This window comes from Citrobacter sp. RHB25-C09, assembly GCF_013836145.1.
Lineage (GTDB): Bacteria > Pseudomonadota > Gammaproteobacteria > Enterobacterales > Enterobacteriaceae > Citrobacter_A.
The window spans coordinates 2,383,761-2,402,313 of the sequence record NZ_CP057483.1 but is presented as its reverse complement, the minus strand read 5'-3'; the positions used below and the strand labels follow the sequence as shown (position 1 = coordinate 2,402,313).

Annotated in this window: 18 protein-coding genes and 1 pseudogene; 11 read left to right on the top strand and 8 right to left on the bottom strand. The window is 53.8% G+C overall.

What is annotated here, in order from left to right:
- The first annotated feature begins 214 nt into the window (after positions 1-214).
- Positions 215-493 carry a stress-induced protein YchH gene (gene ychH, locus HVY19_RS11175; protein ID WP_181680667.1) on the top strand — a complete coding sequence of 93 codons (279 nt, stop codon included), beginning with the start codon at positions 215-217 and terminating at the stop codon, positions 491-493.
- A gap of 64 nt (positions 494-557) precedes the next feature.
- Here ychH and dauA read toward each other — a convergent pair whose 3' ends face one another.
- The 4 genes from dauA to lolB all read right to left on the bottom strand — a co-directional run bounded on the left by dauA (position 558) and on the right by lolB (position 4,983).
- Positions 558-2,240, bottom strand: a complete 1,683-nt coding sequence (gene dauA, locus HVY19_RS11170) for a C4-dicarboxylic acid transporter DauA (RefSeq protein WP_181680666.1) — start codon at positions 2,238-2,240, stop codon at positions 558-560.
- A gap of 179 nt (positions 2,241-2,419) precedes the next feature.
- Positions 2,420-3,367 (bottom strand): ribose-phosphate diphosphokinase, encoded by a 948-nt coding sequence (gene prs / locus HVY19_RS11165; protein ID WP_001518537.1) that lies wholly within the window; start codon positions 3,365-3,367, stop codon positions 2,420-2,422.
- A 126-nt stretch (positions 3,368-3,493) separates the two neighbouring features.
- Positions 3,494-4,363: a 4-(cytidine 5'-diphospho)-2-C-methyl-D-erythritol kinase gene (ispE, locus tag HVY19_RS11160; protein ID WP_181680665.1), complete on the bottom strand. Its 870-nt coding sequence runs from the start codon at positions 4,361-4,363 to the stop codon at positions 3,494-3,496.
- Positions 4,360-4,983: a lipoprotein insertase outer membrane protein LolB gene (gene lolB, locus HVY19_RS11155; RefSeq protein ID WP_181680664.1), complete on the bottom strand. Its 624-nt coding sequence runs from the start codon at positions 4,981-4,983 to the stop codon at positions 4,360-4,362. Before lolB ends, ispE begins: the two co-directional genes overlap by 4 nt.
- Before the next feature lie 303 nt (positions 4,984-5,286).
- Between lolB and hemA the strand changes: the two genes are divergently transcribed.
- The 6 genes and pseudogenes from hemA to kdsA all read left to right on the top strand — a co-directional run bounded on the left by hemA (position 5,287) and on the right by kdsA (position 10,361).
- The gene (hemA, locus tag HVY19_RS11150) at positions 5,287-6,543 is read left to right on the top strand and encodes a glutamyl-tRNA reductase (protein WP_181680663.1); all 1,257 of its coding nucleotides are present in this window, start codon (positions 5,287-5,289) and stop codon (positions 6,541-6,543) included.
- Between the two features lie 38 nt (positions 6,544-6,581).
- Positions 6,582-7,664: a peptide chain release factor 1 gene (gene prfA / locus HVY19_RS11145; RefSeq protein ID WP_181680662.1), complete on the top strand. Its 1,083-nt coding sequence runs from the start codon at positions 6,582-6,584 to the stop codon at positions 7,662-7,664.
- A complete protein-coding gene (prmC, locus tag HVY19_RS11140) occupies positions 7,664-8,497 on the top strand; it encodes a peptide chain release factor N(5)-glutamine methyltransferase (RefSeq protein WP_181680661.1) in 834 nt (277 codons plus the stop codon). The genes prfA and prmC overlap by 1 nt, the downstream gene beginning before the upstream one ends.
- Positions 8,490-8,657 (top strand): annotated as a pseudogene (locus HVY19_RS11135) (SirB2 family protein); the annotation flags it as partial. The gene prmC and the pseudogene HVY19_RS11135, both read left to right, overlap by 8 nt.
- A 3-nt stretch (positions 8,658-8,660) precedes the next feature.
- A complete protein-coding gene (gene sirB1 / locus HVY19_RS11130; protein WP_181680660.1) occupies positions 8,661-9,470 on the top strand; it encodes an invasion regulator SirB1 in 810 nt (269 codons plus the stop codon).
- A gap of 36 nt (positions 9,471-9,506) precedes the next feature.
- Positions 9,507-10,361: a 3-deoxy-8-phosphooctulonate synthase gene (gene kdsA / locus HVY19_RS11125; RefSeq protein WP_042318608.1), complete on the top strand. Its 855-nt coding sequence runs from the start codon at positions 9,507-9,509 to the stop codon at positions 10,359-10,361.
- A 103-nt stretch (positions 10,362-10,464) separates the two neighbouring features.
- On the opposite strand, the gene chaA is transcribed toward kdsA, so the two are convergent.
- Positions 10,465-11,565, bottom strand: a complete 1,101-nt coding sequence (chaA, locus tag HVY19_RS11120) for a sodium-potassium/proton antiporter ChaA (protein WP_181680659.1) — start codon at positions 11,563-11,565, stop codon at positions 10,465-10,467.
- Positions 11,566-11,838: 273 nt separating this feature from the next.
- Between chaA and chaB the strand changes: the two genes are divergently transcribed.
- Together chaB and HVY19_RS11110 are read left to right on the top strand one after the other, a co-directional pair.
- On the top strand, positions 11,839-12,069 hold the full coding sequence (gene chaB, locus HVY19_RS11115; protein WP_181680658.1) for a putative cation transport regulator ChaB: 231 nt from the start codon (positions 11,839-11,841) through the stop codon (positions 12,067-12,069).
- A 197-nt stretch (positions 12,070-12,266) separates the two neighbouring features.
- A complete protein-coding gene (locus HVY19_RS11110) occupies positions 12,267-12,962 on the top strand; it encodes a gamma-glutamylcyclotransferase (protein ID WP_181684268.1) in 696 nt (231 codons plus the stop codon).
- Between the two features lie 87 nt (positions 12,963-13,049).
- On the opposite strand, the gene HVY19_RS11105 is transcribed toward HVY19_RS11110, so the two are convergent.
- The 3 genes from HVY19_RS11105 to HVY19_RS11095 all read right to left on the bottom strand — a co-directional run bounded on the left by HVY19_RS11105 (position 13,050) and on the right by HVY19_RS11095 (position 15,803).
- On the bottom strand, positions 13,050-13,295 hold the full coding sequence (locus HVY19_RS11105; RefSeq protein ID WP_181680657.1) for a DUF1883 domain-containing protein: 246 nt from the start codon (positions 13,293-13,295) through the stop codon (positions 13,050-13,052).
- Positions 13,296-13,505: 210 nt separating this feature from the next.
- Entirely contained in the window at positions 13,506-15,290 is a 1,785-nt protein-coding gene (locus HVY19_RS11100) for a methyl-accepting chemotaxis protein (RefSeq protein ID WP_181680656.1), read from the bottom strand.
- A 159-nt stretch (positions 15,291-15,449) separates the two neighbouring features.
- Complete coding sequence (locus HVY19_RS11095; protein WP_181680655.1) at positions 15,450-15,803, bottom strand: DsrE/DsrF/TusD sulfur relay family protein; 354 nt, start codon at positions 15,801-15,803, stop codon at positions 15,450-15,452.
- Positions 15,804-15,875: 72 nt separating this feature from the next.
- Between HVY19_RS11095 and nasR the strand changes: the two genes are divergently transcribed.
- A complete protein-coding gene (nasR, locus tag HVY19_RS11090; RefSeq protein WP_181680654.1) occupies positions 15,876-17,060 on the top strand; it encodes a nitrate regulatory protein NasR in 1,185 nt (394 codons plus the stop codon).
- Positions 17,061-17,292: 232 nt separating this feature from the next.
- Entirely contained in the window at positions 17,293-18,552 is a 1,260-nt protein-coding gene (locus tag HVY19_RS11085; protein ID WP_181680653.1) for a CmpA/NrtA family ABC transporter substrate-binding protein, read from the top strand.
- The last annotated feature ends 1 nt before the right edge of the window (position 18,553 follow it).

Genomic DNA, 18,553 nt, shown 5'->3' with positions numbered 1-18,553 from the left:
AAAAAACCGCAGCGAATGTCGCAATAAATGAATAATTGCCAATGTGGACTATTAGAAAGTCAAGGTGTTCAGGGGGTTATTTGTAAAGTTTTGTTGAACTATAGGTTGTAATTGTGATCGCTCCCGCACTTAGAAAACGGGGTGTTGCCTATACTTTACACATAAGGATTTAGGGGAATTCCCTGAAGTAACCCAAAAGTTCCGGAGGTGACACATGAAACGCAAAAATGCTTCATTAATCGGCAATGTGCTCATGGGGTTGGGGTTAGTGGTGATGGTAGGTGGCGTTGGTTACTCTATTTTAAACCAGTTGCCTCAGTTTAACCTACCGCAATTATTCGCACACGGTGCGGTGCTCAGTATCTTTGTTGGTGCCATTCTGTGGCTGGCGGGGGCCCGTGTGGGCGGACATGAGCAGGTCAGCGACCGTTACTGGTGGGTTCGCCACTATGATAAACGGTGCCGCCGTAGCGATAATCGCCGCCATAGTTAATTTGCACCTTTCGCGGTATCCAGAAGGCCCGGTAAGCGCGAACGCCCCCGGGCTTTAGTGCTGGTTACGACAAATCTGCCAATGCGGCATCGCGGTTCGGGAAGAATGCCAGACGGCCCGGAATCGGTTTAATGCCGGATCGCGCCATCGTGCGCAGCGGTTGAAACTCCACATTAGTTACGCGCAGTTCACATCCTTCAGGCAGTCGCTTTACAAAGCGCTGAAAAGCGTCCAGTCCACCCGCGTCCAGAACCGGCACCGCATCCCACTTCAGTACCACAATACGCTTGCCTTCAATTCGTGATTCAAGGTCCGTAAACAAGCCTTCGGCCGCGGCAAAGAACAGCGGACCAATCACGCGCAGCACAAGAACATCTTCCGGGACTTCAATGTTTACTGCCGCCAGACGGGTCATGCGCGCGATACGGCGCATAAACAGCAAGGACGCCAGAACAATCCCGACGCTGATGGCGATCACCATATCGAACAGCACCGTCAGCGACATACACATCATCATCACAATGATGTCGTCTTTCGGAGCATGGCGCAGCAGGTCGACAACCTTGTGCGCTTCACTCATATTCCATGCCACCATCAGCAGCAGTGCTGCCATGGCAGACAGCGGTAACCAGGAGAGCAGCGGAGCCAGTGCCAAAAGCGCCAGAATGACCAGCAGGGCGTGAATCACCGCAGAAATAGGGGATGTCGCTCCGGCGCGAACGTTCGCCGCAGAACGGGCAATGGCTGCCGTTGCGGTGATCCCGCCAAAGAACGGAGCAACGATATTGCCCAGGCCCTGGCCAATCAGTTCACTGTTGGCCTTGTGCTTAGTGCCAGTCATTCCGTCGAGTACCACTGCGCAAAGCAGAGACTCAATCGCACCCAGCATGGCCATGGAGAACGCTGCCGGGAGGAGGGCGCGCAGGGAGTCCCAGCTCAGGGTGAAATCAGAATCCGGCAGGTTCCACGGCAACACCAGTTGTGGCAGCAGTTGCGGAATACCGCTGCCCTGGGTGCCATCGGCAAGAATATAGTGAAACTGGGACCCGATAGTCGCGACATGACCGCCCAGTAAATTGACCACGCCCATAACGGCGCAGCCCGCCAGCAGCGCTGGCAGGTGACCCGGGAGACGAATGCCCAGACGAGGCCAGAAAATCAGTGTACCCAGCGTCACGACGCCGATAGCGGCATCGCCGAGGTTCACCGTCGGCAGCGCCATAAACAGCGCGCCCACTTTTTGCAAGTAGTGTTCCGGTACATGAGCCATCTGCAAACCGAGAAAATCTTTGATTTGCATCGTACCTATAGTGATACCAATCCCTGAAGTAAAGCCCAGGGTGACCGAAACCGGGATGTACTCGATCAGGCGCCCAAAGCGGGCGAGGCCAAAGAGGATCAGGAATACCCCGGACATCAGCGTGGCAACCAGCAGACCCGCCAGACCAAATTGTTGCGACACGGGGTAGAGGATCACCACAAAAGCGGCAGTTGGCCCGGAAACGCTAAAGCGCGAGCCACCGGTTAAGGCAATGACGATCCCCGCCACGGCTGACGTATAAAGACCGTACTGTGGTGCCACACCACTACCTATCGCCAGCGCCATTGCCAACGGGATTGCAATAATCCCGACGGTAATCCCGGCAATCACATCACGGGTAAACCGTGACGCGGTATATTTTTCTTTCCAGCATGCGTCGATGAGGGCGCGGAAAGGCATCACATGTGAGGAAAATATTTTGTTCACAATAATGTTTCATCCATGAGCGCATCATCTGTCAACCAGTGTGGCAGGTGAAGGAGGCATAAGACATATCCACATCATAATTCAGATTGCCTCGATGCATACTGAATAGTGACGTGGAGTAAAAAATAATAATTACAGACGAAAAAACCCGCCGCAGCGGGTTTTTGAGCCGGGTTCGATTAATGCTCGAACATCGCAGAAATCGATTCTTCGTTGCTGATACGACGAATCGCTTCGGCCAGCATACCCGACAGGGTCAACGTACGCACGTTTGGCAGCGCTTTGATTTCGTCGGTCAGCGGAATGGTATCGCAGACAACGACTTCATCAATCACAGAGTTACGCAGGTTGTTTGCCGCGTTGCCAGAGAAGATCGGGTGAGTTGCGTAAGCAAATACGCGTTTTGCACCACGTTCTTTCAGCGCTTCTGCCGCCTTACATAACGTACCACCGGTGTCGATCATATCGTCAACCAGCACGCAGTCACGACCGGCGACGTCACCGATGATATGCATCACCTGAGAAACGTTAGCACGCGGACGGCGTTTGTCGATGATCGCCATATCGGTATCATTCAGCAGCTTAGCGATAGCGCGGGCACGCACGACACCACCGATATCCGGAGAAACCACGATCGGGTTATCCAGGTTCAGCTGCAGCATATCTTCTAACAGAATTGGGCTACCGAATACGTTATCAACCGGAACGTCAAAGAAGCCCTGGATCTGTTCAGCATGCAGGTCAACGGTGAGTACGCGGTCAACGCCGACGCTGGACAGGAAGTCCGCGACAACTTTTGCCGTAATCGGCACACGAGCGGAACGTACACGACGATCCTGACGCGCATAGCCAAAGTAAGGGATAACGGCGGTGATACGACCTGCGGAAGCACGGCGCAGGGCATCAACCATAACGACTAATTCCATTAAGTTGTCGTTAGTCGGGGCACAAGTGGACTGGATGATGAAAATATCACCACCGCGTACATTTTCGTTAATTTGTACGCTGACTTCGCCGTCGCTAAAGCGACCTACAGCGGCGTCGCCGAGAGAAGTGTACAGGCGGTTGGCAATACGTTGTGCTAGTTCCGGGGTGGCGTTACCAGCAAAAAGCTTCATATCAGGCACGAGAAGAACCTCAGGCATGCGTCCATTGGTGGATAACTTTCGCCGAAAACGGTGCGGGCCAGGCGAAAGGCTATCCAGGCGGTGTATTAAAGAGCGCGATGCAACGTCTGGAACAGGGTGACGTTGTCACCGAAACTCAGTCTGCGCCAGAATGGCTTGCTGTAGGGGGGAGATGTTCATCCCACGCGCCACAAAACCCTTAAGCCATTCCGGAGCTTGCTCAAGCACCTGCCGGGCACGGGATTCTGTATCAAATTCAGCAAAGACACAGGCTCCTGTTCCAGTCAGGCGCGACGGCGCGTATTCTAACAGCCAGGAAAGCGCCTCATCAACCTCGCGAAAACGTTTTCTTGCGATTACCTCGCAATCATTGCTGAATTCACATTTTAATAACGTATCTATTGACCTTTTTGGCGTATTGCGGGGGAGTTCAGGGTCTTTAAAAATGACCGGCGTGGGGATACTGACCCCAGGATGGGCAACCAGATACCATTTTTCGACTGGGGAAGCCGGGGTTAAGATTTCACCCACTCCTTCAGCGAAGGCCGCATGGCCACGCACAAACACCGGCACATCGGCACCCAGCGTTAATCCCAGAGTTGCCAGTTCGTCCACGGAAAGGCCGCATTGCCAGAGGTGATTCAGGGCGACCAGCACCGTAGCCGCATTTGAGGAACCACCGCCAAGGCCACCGCCCATCGGCAATCGCTTTTCAATGCGGATATCTGCGCCGCTCCCCGTATGAAGACGCCCGCTATCCGCGGCCGTTTTCATCAGTAAGCGGGCGGCGCGGACGATCAAATTGTCCTCATTCGCGACGCCGTCAACCGGCGTTAAGAGATGAATTTCGCCGTCGCTACGCAGTTCAAGGCCAAGGGTGTCACCGTAATCGAGAAACTGAAACAGGGTTTGCAGCGTGTGATAACCGTCCGCACGCTGCCCGGTGATATATAAAAAAAGATTGAGTTTCGCCGGAGATGGCCAGAAGGTCATCATTTCACTATCCAGTTATCCATTTTCAGCTTGATGCGCTGCGTGCCGTCGGAGAGTTCCATATTGGCAGGCATCGCCGGTTTTGTTTTGCTGTCGTAAGCGCTGTAAACCACTTTCCAGTTTTTACCCTCCTGGCTGTAGTTAACTTCGCTTAAGCGATACTGGTCATCCAGTTTGTAATCCGTGGCGTCGCCCGGTAAACCGAGGATCCATTGGCGCAGGCTATTCAGTGGAATTGGCATTCCGGTTAGTTTGCCGATCATCTCTTCGGCGTCGTCGGCGGTGTAATGCTGCCCTTTGTTGTCCACTAACTGCACGTTACCCGGCTGCGCATTCAACTCAAGTTCTGTGCTCCCGAGCGGGTTGGTCAGCAGCAGGCGATAGCGGTCCTGTCCGGTCTGTTGCCAGAAGAAGCGGGCATACACCTTCTGTTCGTCGGAGATATAAGCGAATGCACCGCGCGTCTGGTATTGGTTTAACGTCCGGACATCCTGCTGATGTTGCCGCCATTGCGGAGCGTCCGGGCTTTTCCCCGGGCCTTTAGGGGCGTTAAGGGTACAAGCGGTGAGGATCAGGCTTGCCAGCGGGAGCAGACGAAGAACGCGAGAATCAGGCAGGGTCATAATGATGACGAATCCTTGTAATACTGAGCAATGATTGCCTGATGGCGCTACGCTTATCAGGCCGACGAGTGGACATTGTAGGCCGGATAAAGCGAGGACGCCGTCATCCGGCAAAGCTTGCCACGGGTTGCATTTATAACCCTTAATGCTAGCGCCGCGCGATAACATCGTCTACGTTCTCGTTATCTTAATTTAAACAGTGAGCTATTACTCCAAAAGGGGGCGCTCTCTTTTATTGACCACGCGCATCCTGTATGATGCAAGCAGACTAACCATATCAACGCTGGTACTATTCCCGCAGACATGACCCTTTTAGCGCTCGGTATTAACCATAAGACGGCTCCTGTATCGCTGCGAGAACGCGTAACGTTTTCGCCGGACACGCTCGATCAGGCTCTGGAAAGCCTGCAAGCGCTGCCGATGGTGCAGGGTGGCGTGGTGCTGTCGACGTGTAACCGCACAGAGTTATATCTCAGCGTTGAAGAGCAGGACAATCTGCAGGAAGCGCTGATCCGTTGGTTATGTGATTATCATAATCTTAACGAAGACGATCTCCGCAGTAGCCTTTACTGGCATCAGGATAACGACGCTGTCAGCCATCTGATGCGGGTCGCCAGCGGGCTGGATTCGCTGGTACTTGGCGAACCCCAGATTCTCGGTCAGGTGAAAAAAGCCTTCGCCGATTCGCAAAAAGGCCATTTGAACGCCACCGTGCTGGAACGGATGTTCCAGAAGTCATTCTCTGTGGCAAAACGGGTACGCACCGAAACCGATATTGGTGCCAGCGCTGTCTCCGTTGCGTTTGCCGCATGTACCCTTGCGCGCCAAATCTTTGAGTCTCTCTCCACCGTTACCGTCCTGCTGGTCGGGGCTGGCGAAACCATTGAGTTAGTTGCGCGTCATCTTCGCGAACATAAAGTGCAGAAGATGATTATCGCCAACCGCACGCGCGAACGCGCGCAGGTTCTGGCCGATGAAGTGGGGGCCGAAGTGATCGCGCTCAGCGACATCGACGAACGCCTGCGTGAAGCCGACATCATCATCAGCTCAACCGCCAGTCCGTTGCCTATTATCGGCAAAGGCATGGTCGAACGCGCGTTGAAAAGCCGTCGCAACCAGCCGATGCTACTGGTGGATATTGCCGTTCCGCGCGACGTTGAGCCGGAAGTTGGCAAATTGTCGAATGCGTATCTGTACAGCGTTGACGATCTACAAAGCATCATTTCGCATAATCTGGCGCAGCGTAAAGCAGCGGCGGTGGAAGCGGAAACGATTGTTGCGCAGGAGAGCAGCGAATTTATGGCCTGGCTGCGCGCCCAGAGCGCCAGTGAAACCATTCGTGAATACCGTAGTCACTCGGAACAGGTGCGTGATGAACTGACAGCCAAAGCGCTGGCCGCCCTGGAACAGGGGGGCGACGCGCAAGCCATTATGCAGGATCTGGCATGGAAACTGACCAACCGCCTGATTCATGCACCAACCAAATCTCTTCAACAGGCCGCCCGTGACGGGGATGAAGAACGCCTGAATATTCTGCGCGACAGCCTCGGGCTGGAGTAGCAGTACCCTCTTCTTTTTTATAAGGTGCATTTACGCCTATGAAGCCTTCTATCGTTGCTAAACTGGAAGCCCTGCATGAACGCCATGAAGAAGTTCAGGCGCTGCTGGGTGATGCGGGAACCATCGCAGACCAGGAACGTTTTCGCGCGCTGTCGCGTGAGTATGCGCAGCTAAGCGATGTTTCACGTTGTTTTACCGACTGGCAACAGGTTCAGGAAGATATCGAAACGGCACAAATGATGCTTGATGACCCTGAAATGCGTGAAATGGCGCAGGAAGAATTGCGCGAAGCGAAAGACAAAAGTGAACAACTGGAACAGCAATTACAGGTTTTACTGCTGCCGCAAGATCCAGACGATGAGCGCAATGCCTTTCTTGAAGTTCGTGCTGGTACCGGTGGTGATGAAGCCGCCTTGTTTGCCGGTGATTTGTTCCGCATGTACAGCCGCTATGCAGAAGCGCGTCGCTGGCGCGTAGAAATCCTGAGTGCCAACGAGGGTGAGCATGGTGGGTACAAAGAGATCATTGCGAAAGTCAGCGGCGACGGCGTCTATGGCCGACTGAAGTTTGAGTCCGGCGGTCACCGTGTACAGCGTGTGCCAGCAACCGAATCTCAGGGACGTATCCACACCTCAGCTTGTACAGTTGCGGTGATGCCGGAACTGCCAGAAGCGGAGCTGCCGGACATCAATCCGGCCGATTTGCGAATTGATACCTTCCGCTCCTCCGGTGCAGGCGGGCAGCACGTTAACACCACCGACTCCGCGATTCGTATTACGCACTTACCGACCGGTATCGTTGTGGAATGCCAGGACGAGCGTTCGCAGCATAAAAACAAAGCCAAAGCGCTCTCTGTATTAGGCGCGCGTATCCGTGCGGCGGAAGTGGCAAAACGCCAGCAGGCGGAAGCGTCAGAACGCCGTAACCTGCTGGGTAGCGGCGACCGTAGTGACCGCAACCGCACCTATAACTTCCCGCAGGGGCGCGTGACCGATCACCGCATCAACCTGACGCTTTACCGTCTGGATGAAGCGATGGAAGGCAAACTGGACATGCTGATTGAGCCGATTGTGCAGGAATACCAGGCCGATCAGCTGGCGGCGTTGTCAGAGCAGGAATAATGAATTTTCAGCACTGGTTAGGTGAGGCGATAAGCCAACTGGCGGAAAGCGAAAGTCCGCGTCGTGACGCCGAGATTTTGCTCGAATTCGTCACTGGCAAAGGGCGCACGTACCTTCTGGCGTTTGGCGAAACGGAGTTAACTGATGCCCAGCAAGAACAGTTAGCGACGCTGCTGGCGCGACGTAAGCAGGGAGAACCCATCGCGCATTTAACCGGGGTGCGGGAATTCTGGTCGCTGCCGCTGTTTGTCTCACCGGCAACGCTGATCCCTCGCCCGGATACCGAGTGCCTGGTCGAGCAGGCGTTGGCGCGCTTGCCGGCGACACCGTGCCGGATCCTCGATCTTGGCACGGGTACGGGGGCGATTGCGCTGGCGCTGGCGTCGGAGCGTCCCGACTGCGAGGTGACCGCTGTCGACCGCATGGCGGATGCCGTTGCGCTGGCGCAGCGAAATGCTGAACATCTGGCGATTAACAACGTACATATCCGGCAGAGCGTCTGGTTTAGCGCCTTGCCGGGGCAACAGTTTGCAATGATTGTCAGCAATCCGCCGTACATCGACGAACAGGATCCACATCTGTCGCAGGGGGATGTGCGCTTCGAACCCCTCTCTGCGTTGGTGGCAGGCGATCATGGTCTGGCGGACATTGTGCATATTATTGAACAGTCACGACCGGCGTTGATGCCCGGCGGCTGCTTACTGCTGGAGCATGGCTGGCAGCAGGGAACGGCGGTCAGGCAGGTTTTTGTCCGTGCGGGTTACCAGTCAGTGGAAACCTGTCGTGACTATGGCGGCAACGAGCGTATCACGCTCGGATGGAAGGCTGACTGAAAAGCTGTTTAGGGGTATTATCTACATCGTTTTGGGTTTTATTGCGTTTGAATGCTTCGAACGCGCAGTCAGCAGCGAGAAAACGATCTTCCTGCTGGCGTTGGTGGTGCTGTACATCATCATTAAACTCGCCACCACAAAAATACCGTTACTGGGGTAAGTCATGAGGTCGTTAGCTGATTTCGAATTTAATAAAGCGCCACTGTGCGATGGGATGATCCTGGCATCGGAATCGATCCGTCTGGATTTCCCGACACAGTCTGTCTATGACGAACTGGAACGTCTGGTCAGCCTCGCGCAAGAAGAAATTAGCCAGCTCCTGTCTCAGGATGAGCAACTGGAAAAATTGCTGGCACTCTTTTACGGCGAATGGGGATTTACCGATACCCGTGGCGTTTACCGGTTATCCGACGCACTGTGGCTTGACCAGGTATTGAAGAACCGCCAGGGTAGCGCCGTCTCATTAGGGGCGATCTTGTTATGGATTGCTAACCGTCTGTCACTGCCGCTGGTTCCGGTAATATTTCCTACCCAGCTTATTTTGCGCATTGAGTCACTGGAAGGTGAGATGTGGCTTATTAATCCGTTCAATGGCGAAACGTTAAATGAGCATACGCTTGAGGTGTGGCTGAAGGGGAATATCAGCCCGGTCGCTGAGTTATTCAACGAAGATCTCGACGAGGCCGATAATGCCGAAGTGATTCGCAAACTGCTGGATACGCTGAAATCCTCATTAATGGAAGAGCAGCAGATGGAACTGGCGCTGCGCGCGAGCGAAGCGTTATTGCAATTTAACCCGGAAGATCCGTATGAAATTCGTGACCGGGGGTTGATCTATGCGCAACTGGAATGTGAGCACGTTGCGCTGACCGATTTAAGCTATTTCGTTGAGCAGTGTCCGGAAGACCCGATCAGCGAAATGATTCGTGCGCAGATTAATAACATCTCGCATAAGCAAATTGTCCTGCATTAATTTATCGACATTCTTACTCATCATTAAGGCGATCCTATGAAACAAAAAGTGGTTAGCATTGGCGACATCAAGGTGGCAAACGATCTGCCGTTCGTGCTGTTTGGCGGTATGAACGTGCTGGAATCTCGCGATCTGGCGATGCGCATTTGTGAGCACTACGTGACCGTTACCCAAAAGCTGGGTATCCCTTACGTGTTCAAGGCCTCTTTTGATAAAGCCAACCGTTCCTCTATCCATTCTTACCGTGGACCAGGCCTGGAAGAAGGGATGAAAATCTTCCAGGAGCTGAAGCAGACGTTTGGCGTGAAGGTGATCACCGATGTGCACGAAGCGAGCCAGGCGCAGCCGGTTGCCGACGTAGTTGACGTGATCCAGTTGCCTGCCTTCCTTGCTCGCCAGACCGATCTGGTGGAAGCAATGGCGAAAACGGGTGCGGTCATCAACGTGAAAAAACCGCAGTTCGTGAGCCCGGGGCAGATGGGTAATATCGTGGATAAATTCCACGAGGGTGGTAATGACAAGGTGATTCTTTGCGATCGTGGCGCGAACTTTGGCTATGACAACCTGGTTGTTGATATGCTGGGCTTTAGCGTGATGAAAAAAGTCTCCGGCAACAGCCCGGTGATTTTCGACGTGACGCATGCGTTGCAATGTCGCGACCCGTTCGGTGCCGCAAGCGGCGGTCGTCGTGGTCAGGTTACTGAACTGGCGCGCGCGGGGATGGCGGTTGGCCTGGCCGGCCTGTTTATCGAAGCGCATCCGGATCCAGCCAACGCGAAATGCGATGGTCCGTCCGCGCTGCCGCTGGCGAAACTGGAACAGTTCCTCGTGCAGATGAAAGCAATTGACGATCTGGTGAAAAGCTTCGACGAGCTGGATACCGAGAACTAAATTCTGGCGCGGTGTGCCGGATGACGACGCCAACGCGTCTTATCCGGCCTACGGTGTCACATTGTAAGCCCGAAATGCATCAGTGCTTTCGGGCTTTTTTATATCAGGCGAAAATCGTCATCAGATACGCAGCAAACAGTGCCAAATGCGCAGCTCCATTTAACACGTTGGTTCGCCCCGTGGAAAAGGAAATATGGCACAGCACTAACGAAGCGACCATCACGACCATTTCCGGTGCGCCCAGACCAAACACCAGATCATTACCCGTCGCCCACGCAATCAGCGTAACCACGGGCACCGTCAATGAAATGGTTGCCAGCACCGAACCAAAGAACAGGTTCATTGCCCGCTGTACCTGATTATTCAGTACCGCCTTCAGCGCTCCCAGCCCTTCGGGTGAGAGGATCAGCAGTGCCACCAGGAAGCCCGTAAAAGCGACCGGCGCATTCAGTTCTGTCAACAGCGCTTCAAGCGGAGACGCGTTCATTTTGGTCACGGCAATAACGGCAACCAGATGAATAATCAGCCATGCGGTATGCCACATATTTCCGTGGGCAGAGGGCTTCCCGTGATGCGGATCATCGTCGTCGCTTTCATCTTCATGTTCATAGACAAACAAACTCTGGTGCGTTCTCGTTTGAATAAGCAGAAAAACGCCGTACATGGCGGCGGAGATTAACGCAACCAGCAGCGCCTGACCGGTCGTGAAATTAGCTCCCGGCAGCGCCATCGGAAATACCAGCACAATAATCGCCAGCGGGAACAGGGCGATCATATACTGCTTAAGACCAAACAGATTCATATACTGGGTCGCGAATTTACGTCCTCCCAGCAGTAATGAAAAACCAACCAGGCCGCCTGTTACAATCATAATGATCGAATAGAGAGTATCGCGCATCAGCGTCGGCGCAGCATCGCCGGTCGCCATTAGCGCCGATATCAGGCTGACTTCCAGAATAACTACAGAGAGACTCAAAATAAGCGAGCCGTAGGGTTCACCGAGGCGGTGAGCTAATACATCGGCGTGGCGGACAACGCTGAACGCGCTGCTTAAAATACCAATCAGGGCAAGAATATTAATTCCGATTACCGCTGGTAGTGATTGGCTGTTTCCCCACAGGAACAGCACTACCAGCGCCAGAACCGGGAAAATAAGCGATGTCTCCTTGTGGCGGGTTTTCACCGCCTCATGGCTATTGGTCATTAACGATCTCCATCTCTGCAGGCAGAATTTTAGTTATAAAAGTATTACTGATTGTAAAAAATACCAGAAATCGCGGCGTTGCTGGTGATGTTTTACGAAATTTTACCGCGCTCCGCTTTTTCTCATTTAACCCGTTATAAAAGGGAGTTTTGTTTAGAGAATATTTAAATAACAGAATGTTAGACGTTTGCGCAGAGGAATAAACCGCAAAAGAGTGGCAGGGCGATTCATTGTTGACCACACTTAAGGTTTCGCAAAAATGAGGAGTCCGCTATGCCTTATAAATCCAAAAAAGACCTTCCGGATAATGTTCAGAATGTTTTGCCGGCGCATGCACAGGACATCTATAAAGAAGCGTTCAATAGCGCCTGGGATCAATATAAGGACAAAGAAGATCGCCGTGACGACGCCAGTCGGGAGGAGACGGCGCATAAGGTCGCCTGGGCGGCGGTGAAAAATGATTATGAAAAAGGGGATGATGACAAATGGCATAAGAAATCATAAGCACCTCAATTGTAAGGTCAAAATTTATTGATACAGCGAATGCGTTGGCGAATCGTGCTCCGTGACACAGGAGCTCCCTTGCAAGCGGCCCGTGAATTGCATATTGTCCTGCTATTGGTTTCAAAATGAGCAGTTAAAATGCCCGGAAGGCGTCAAAAGTTGTCACAAGGAAGTATGCAGTGGCGGAGGTATGTAAGGTGTTAACGCGTGATTTCTTGATCAATGCCGATTGCAAAACGGCATTTGGTGCTATTGAAGAATCACTCTTATGGTCAGCAGAACAACGTACGGCGTCGCTGGCGGCGACGCTGGCCTGCCGACCGGACGATGGACCGGTGTGGATCTTCGGTTATGGATCGTTGATGTGGAACCCGGCATTAGAATTTGACGAGTCGTGTACCGGTACGCTGGTGGGGTGGCACCGGGCCTTCTGTCTGCGACTCACCGCAGGGAGGGGCACAGCCTGTCAGCCTGGTCGTATGCTTGCACTGAAAGAGGGCGGACGCACCACTGGCGTGGCTTATCGCCTGCCAGAGGTTTCGCTTGAGCAGGAACTGACGCTGCTGTGGAAGCGTGAAATGATTACGGGTTGCTATCTTCCCACCTGGTGCCAGTTGGATCTGGATGATGGGCGGACGGTAAACGCGCTGGTGTTTATTATGGATCCGCGTCATCCGTTGTATGAATCCGATACCCGCGCGCAGGTGATTGCGCCGCTGATTGCCAAAGCCAGTGGACCACTCGGCACTAATGCCCAGTATCTGTTCTCGCTTGAGCAGGCGTTATTGAAACTCGGCATGCAGGATGAGTGCCTGGACGATCTGGTGGCAAATGTACGCGGCTTACTAGGCGAAGGTATGCCGGAAGGGGTTATGCGACCAGGCTTTGCCTGATGGCGCTTCGCTTATCAGGCCTGGGAGTTCAGTGTAATTTGTAGGCCGGATAAGTCGCCTGCGACGCCATCCGGCATGAGAAATCAATCAAGCGGCAATGTAGCTGATGGAATGTTCCAGCGACTGGCTGTGACTGTCGATCAGCACATTCCAGACGCCGGTATACGGTACGGTTAACCATGCGTTATCACGATTCTGCACGCTTAAAATGTCGGTCTGCGTGTCTTTAATGTGATTTTTCTCGCTCATCAAATGAATGTGGCAGCGCTCAGAACAGCGCACGACCACGGTATCTCCGCCAAACAATTTCAGACTTGCTTTCACTAATGCCATTTTTCACCCCGTATCGAAAACAACGTACTTCCTGGCGGAAGTACTGCGTGATGTTGTTCACATTTTGCTCTTTGCATAACACCAAAGAGTGAGTCTCCGAATGCTGATTTTGATCAAAAAATGGCATAACGATTAAACAATAATGACAAAATGCCGCAAAAAACCGTGATCTGGCGCACTAACTTTTGACAACAATGCGCCCTAACAAGATTAAATTCGGAAATGCCCGGCAGTTTCAGCCAGCTCGCCTGCCTGGCCCTGCAACGCGTCCGCAGCCGCAGCGGACTCCACCACCAGTTCGGCATTCTGTTGCACCATTCGATCCAGATGAGAAATGGCGTTGTTGATTTCCTGAATCCCCTGCATTTGTTCACTGGAGGCGATATTTATCTCGCGCATAATCCCGGAAGCATTGCTGATGCTTAAAACTATCTCCTTCATGCTTTCACCGGCGAGATGGACATAACGTGAACCGGTCGCCACGCTCTCCGTCGTGGAATCAATCAGCGTTTTAATCTCCCTGGCCGCCTGGGCACTTCGGCTGGCAAGATTACGCACTTCCCCAGCCACCACGGCAAAACCACGGCCTTGTTCACCTGCTCGAGCGGCTTCGACCGAGGCGTTCAGTGCCAGAATATTGGTCTGAAACGCGATGCCATCTATCACGCTGGTAATGTCGCCGATTTTCGCCGAGGCCTCTTCAATCGATTTCATTGTTGAAATAGCCTGGGTGACAACGTCACCGCCACGCGTTGCGGCCTGAGAGGCTTTCTGCGCCTGATCGTTCGCTTCCGCAGCAGACTCGGTTGACTGAGAAACGGAGGCGGTAATTTGCTCAACGGCGCAGGCGGTTCCCCGCAGGCTGGATGCTGCCTGCTCGGTGCGTACCGAGAGATCCTGGTTACCGCTCGCGATCTCCTGGGCCGCAATTTTAACGGAGCCACTGGCCTCACGCAGTTGAACCATCACCACCGAAAGCTTATCGCAGAAGGCATTGAACGCCCCGGCAATTTGCGCCACTTCATCATTGCCACTGTCCGGTAAACGCTGAGAAAGATCGTTCGTACCACTGGCAATATTACGTAACGCATCGCGAATTTGAGACAAACGTTTCATCAGGCGGGTGACGATGAGATGAACAATCGCGCCGCCGATAAGGACCAGAAATAGCAGCGACAACAGTGATGCTTTAAGCTGCGCCACCATACCCGAGGTCGCATCGCTTTCATCCAGCGCAATGACCAGCCACCACGGCGTTCCCTCGACGCGTGATGCAAGGAATGATTTATCAACACCGGCCAGACTGCCGGTCTGAGCTTCACCGTTGACCAGCTGTTTAAAGGTAAGACCCGTAACGGCGCTGGAGAAGTTTTTCATTGTTAAGGCGGAATCGCCGGCGGCAATGATCGTTCCGTTTCCGTCGACCAGCAGACCGCTACTTTCCGGCGTAGGGCGAATGCCGCGAACGTTATCAACGACGGTATCCATCGACAAATCACCCGCAACAACACCCTTAAGTTCGCCATTTTCCGTTAGCGGTGCCGCGAAGGTGACCACCAGTTTTTTGGTGGCTACATCAAGATAAGGTTCAGTGATAACAGGGGCATTACTACTGGCTGTTTGCTGGTACCACATGCGGCTGGTGGGATCATAATCTGCCGGGATCCCGTTCGAATCAGAAAATCGAGCCGTTTTGTCCGCATAACCCGCGTAAACGTTTGTGAAGCCTCCGGCCTGCGCTAAGAGTTTAAAGGCAGGAACAGGATCGCTGTCTAACGCGATCTGTTGCAATGAGGTAATCATAGACATCTTACTGTTACCCCAGTCGCGAATACCCTGACCATGGCTGGCACTGGTGCTACGCAGTGTTTCCTGTTGCGTTTGCTGATTGTCGAGGCGGGTCACCTGTAGGTTAATTAAGGTGTTAAGGATCAGGGCTACCATAAGGCAGCCCGCAGCAGCGGAGATAATTCTGGCGCGAATTGATGTGAACATAGCATCAAGTTTCCTGGTAGATATTGTATGAAAAAATATCGGCACAGGGCGTGAGAAACTTGATGCTATGTCGTTTGACATAAGAAAATTAAATGCGTAACAAAAACGATGATTCGAATTCTAATAATGCAAAAAGAGAGTTAATTTCGCGCCAACGCATTAAAACGTGAGGACCTTATCCGCCGCCAGAGTCCATTGCGCCAGTTCAACCAGCGTTCCTACCTCGACACCGTCGATCAGCGGCAGGCTGGTGATCCCGCGTCCGTCTGTGCAGGTTTTGCACAATCTGACAGGCACGTTCTGGGCGGTGAGGATCTCCAGCATTTGCTGAATGTTGTAGCCTTCTGCCGGTTTCTGTCCACGCAAACCCGCAGTGACGGCATCTGACATCAGGAACAGTCGCAGGTCGAGTTCACCAGCCTGTTCACGCAAGGCAATCGCCAGACGCAGGCTGTTAAATAACGATTCGCTACCATATGCCGCACCGTTGGCGACGATCACAATCTTTTGCATGTTAACTCCTGTTAGCAAAGGGCATGAATTTTGCTTGTTCTTCGGGTAAAGCCATCACCCGGGAGAGCAGAGATGATGACAAACGTGGAAGCACCTGCCGCGACACAGTGGTATCAGTACGCTCGCCAGCGCGAAAACGCACAGCTTCGCCAACTGGCGCAGTCGGGCAAACTGGTGATTCGCATAAGCCATCTGGTGCATATGCTACAGTGCGAACGCGGCGCATCCAATATCTGGTTATGCTCGGACGGTACGCTGTATGGTCCGGAAGTTCGCGCCAGCTGGGCGCTGGTGGACGAACAGCAGGCTCAGTTTATGATCCTGCTGCAGGAGATGCAGCCGATTGCCAACAGCGCGCTTTGTCATCGTATTGCAGGTGCGGTGTGGTGTCTGGAGCAGTTACCCGCGCTGCGTGCAGCGGTGAAAGGTCGTCATCAGGACGCGCCGCAAACCATGGCGCAGTATAGCCGTCTGTTGCGCCACCTGCTGAGTATTGTTCCGCAACTTAATGACAGCATCGAGGATCATCACATCGCGGCGGGCATGGTCGCGCTCTATAGCTTTATGCAGGGAAAAGAGTTGGTGGGGCAAGAGCGGGCATTGGGCGCGATTGGCTTCACTCACGGGCACCTGAGCGCTGAAATGCGCCAGGCGCTGGTGGACCGCATCGATGGTCAACAACCCTGTTTTGACACCTTTCTCACGCTGGCTTCACCTGCGGCGGTGCAACAGTTTCATCAGCACTGCGAAGCTGATGGCGCCATCGAACAGCTACGCCGCCAGGCCTGTACGCGTCTGCCTGAAGGCGATAAGGGCGCGAGTGCGCTTCGCTGGTTCGCACTTCAGACCCGGCGGCTCGATCACCTCCGTTGTGTAGAAGAGCGGCTTATTGCTGAACTGATGGACACGGTAACCCGACGTCTGGGCCAGCAGGAGTCGGGCCTCCCCGTCGAGAACTGGATCAACGATACGCTTGAGGATGATTTTTGTCTGCGTCATGACAAAACGCTGCTGTTAGTCGTGCGCCAGCAGGCGCGGCAACTTGAGCAACTTAGTAGCCAACTGGCGTCGCTTCAGGACACGCTGGAGGCGCGTCGGGTGATAGACAAAGCGAAAAGTGTGCTGATGAATCATCAGGGATTCAGCGAGGAACAGGCCTGGCAGTCGCTGCGCAAAATGGCGATGGATAAAAACCAGCGGATGGTCGACATCGCTCAGGCGTTACTCACTGTTAAAACGCTTATCGAACGCAGCTAATGTGACCTACTGCACAGTTAACGGGCAGGGCTGCCTGATTGCGGTGCAAAAGGGCGGCAGGAAACGCAGAAAACCCGCCTGCTGCGGTGTTTAAAGATTGGCATCTGAATTGCATTAATCACAAAAGATAATTTAGCAACAGGCCAACGGCGGCTTGTCTGCTTTGAGGATAAAGGCGTCCTGCAATGTTTCGGCATTGCCGGACGCTTTTTTTTTGCCATGAGGAGCATGTATGGATGAAAAATCGGGAACCTTAACGCGTAGACGTTTATTGCAGGCAACGGCTGCACTGGGCGCATCGTGCATGTTGCCGGGGGGGTTCTCTTCGGTCTGGGCCGCCGGATCGGATAAGCCTGAGCAACGAACCGTCAGAGTAGGTTTTATTCCCTTGACCGATTGCGCGCCAGTGGTGATGGCGGCTCTCAAAGGGTTCGATAAAAAATATGGCATTACCATCGTGCCGACCAAAGAGGCCAGTTGGGCCGCGGTACGCGACAAACTGGTCTCCGGGGAACTCGATGCCGCGCACATCCTGTATAGCTTGCTGTATGGACTCGAATTGGGGATCGCCAGTAAGCCACAGCCGATGGCGAACCTGATGACGCTTAACCAGAACGGCCAGGCTATCACGCTCTCTGCTGAACTGCTGGAGCAGGGGGTAACTGACGTCGGAGCGCTAAAAAAACAGATCGCCGGGCACCCCCCGGGCACTTTTACCTTCGCGCATACCTTTCCCACCGGGACCCACGCGATGTGGCTCTATTACTGGCTGGCCAGCGCCGACATTCATCCGTTCGATGACGTGCGTACCGTAGTGGTGCCGCCACCGCAGATGGTCATGAACATGCGCATCGGCAATATGAGCGGTTTCTGCGTGGGTGAACCGTGGAATGCAAGGGCGATTAACGATCGGATTGGCTTTACCGCGACAACCTCACAGGCGATCTGGCCCGATCATCCAGAGAAAATCCTCGGCACGCGCAGGGCGTGGGTTGAGCAAAACCCGAACACCGCCCGCGCGCTGGTCAGTGCGGTGCTGGAAGCCTCACGCTGGATTGAGTCCTCGGAGGCCAATAAACGTGAAACAGCACAAATCCTCGCGCGTCGCGCCTGGCTGAATACCAAGGAGCAGTACCTCACCGGGCGCATGCTGGGGGAGTACGACAATGGGGCAGGTCGTCGCTGGCGCGATGCTCATCCGATGCGCTTTTTTAATGATGGCGAAGTGTCCTTCCCGTGGCACTCAGACGGCATGTGGTTTTTAACCCAGTTTCGGCGCTGGGGATTACTGAAACAGGCGCCTGATTATGCCGCTATCGCTGCACGCATTAACCGCACCGACATCTGGCGCGATGCCGCAACGGCAGTTGGTGGCATTACGCCACCCCGCGAAATGCTTCGCACCAGTACCTTGATCGACGGCTCCGTCTGGGACGGTCGCGATCCTGAAGCGTATGCCAACCGTTTTACTCTTCACCGTATGGGGGCCTGAT

Bases quoted from the DNA above. Each gene is read 5' to 3' on its own strand.
- ychH (WP_181680667.1), top strand. From the start codon at position 215: ATGAAACGCAAAAATGCTTCATTAATCGGCAATGTGCTCATGGGGTTG.
- ispE (WP_181680665.1), bottom strand. From the start codon at position 4,363: ATGATGACCTTCTGGCCATCTCCGGCGAAACTCAATCTTTTTTTATAT.
- lolB (WP_181680664.1), bottom strand. From the start codon at position 4,983: ATGACCCTGCCTGATTCTCGCGTTCTTCGTCTGCTCCCGCTGGCAAGC.
- hemA (WP_181680663.1), top strand. From the start codon at position 5,287: ATGACCCTTTTAGCGCTCGGTATTAACCATAAGACGGCTCCTGTATCG.
- prfA (WP_181680662.1), top strand. From the start codon at position 6,582: ATGAAGCCTTCTATCGTTGCTAAACTGGAAGCCCTGCATGAACGCCAT.
- prmC (WP_181680661.1), top strand. From the start codon at position 7,664: ATGAATTTTCAGCACTGGTTAGGTGAGGCGATAAGCCAACTGGCGGAA.
- sirB1 (WP_181680660.1), top strand. From the start codon at position 8,661: ATGAGGTCGTTAGCTGATTTCGAATTTAATAAAGCGCCACTGTGCGAT.
- kdsA (WP_042318608.1), top strand. From the start codon at position 9,507: ATGAAACAAAAAGTGGTTAGCATTGGCGACATCAAGGTGGCAAACGAT.
- chaA (WP_181680659.1), bottom strand. From the start codon at position 11,565: ATGACCAATAGCCATGAGGCGGTGAAAACCCGCCACAAGGAGACATCG.
- chaB (WP_181680658.1), top strand. From the start codon at position 11,839: ATGCCTTATAAATCCAAAAAAGACCTTCCGGATAATGTTCAGAATGTT.
- HVY19_RS11105 (WP_181680657.1), bottom strand. From the start codon at position 13,295: ATGGCATTAGTGAAAGCAAGTCTGAAATTGTTTGGCGGAGATACCGTG.
- HVY19_RS11100 (WP_181680656.1), bottom strand. From the start codon at position 15,290: ATGTTCACATCAATTCGCGCCAGAATTATCTCCGCTGCTGCGGGCTGC.
- HVY19_RS11095 (WP_181680655.1), bottom strand. From the start codon at position 15,803: ATGCAAAAGATTGTGATCGTCGCCAACGGTGCGGCATATGGTAGCGAA.
- nasR (WP_181680654.1), top strand. From the start codon at position 15,876: ATGATGACAAACGTGGAAGCACCTGCCGCGACACAGTGGTATCAGTAC.
- HVY19_RS11085 (WP_181680653.1), top strand. From the start codon at position 17,293: ATGGATGAAAAATCGGGAACCTTAACGCGTAGACGTTTATTGCAGGCA.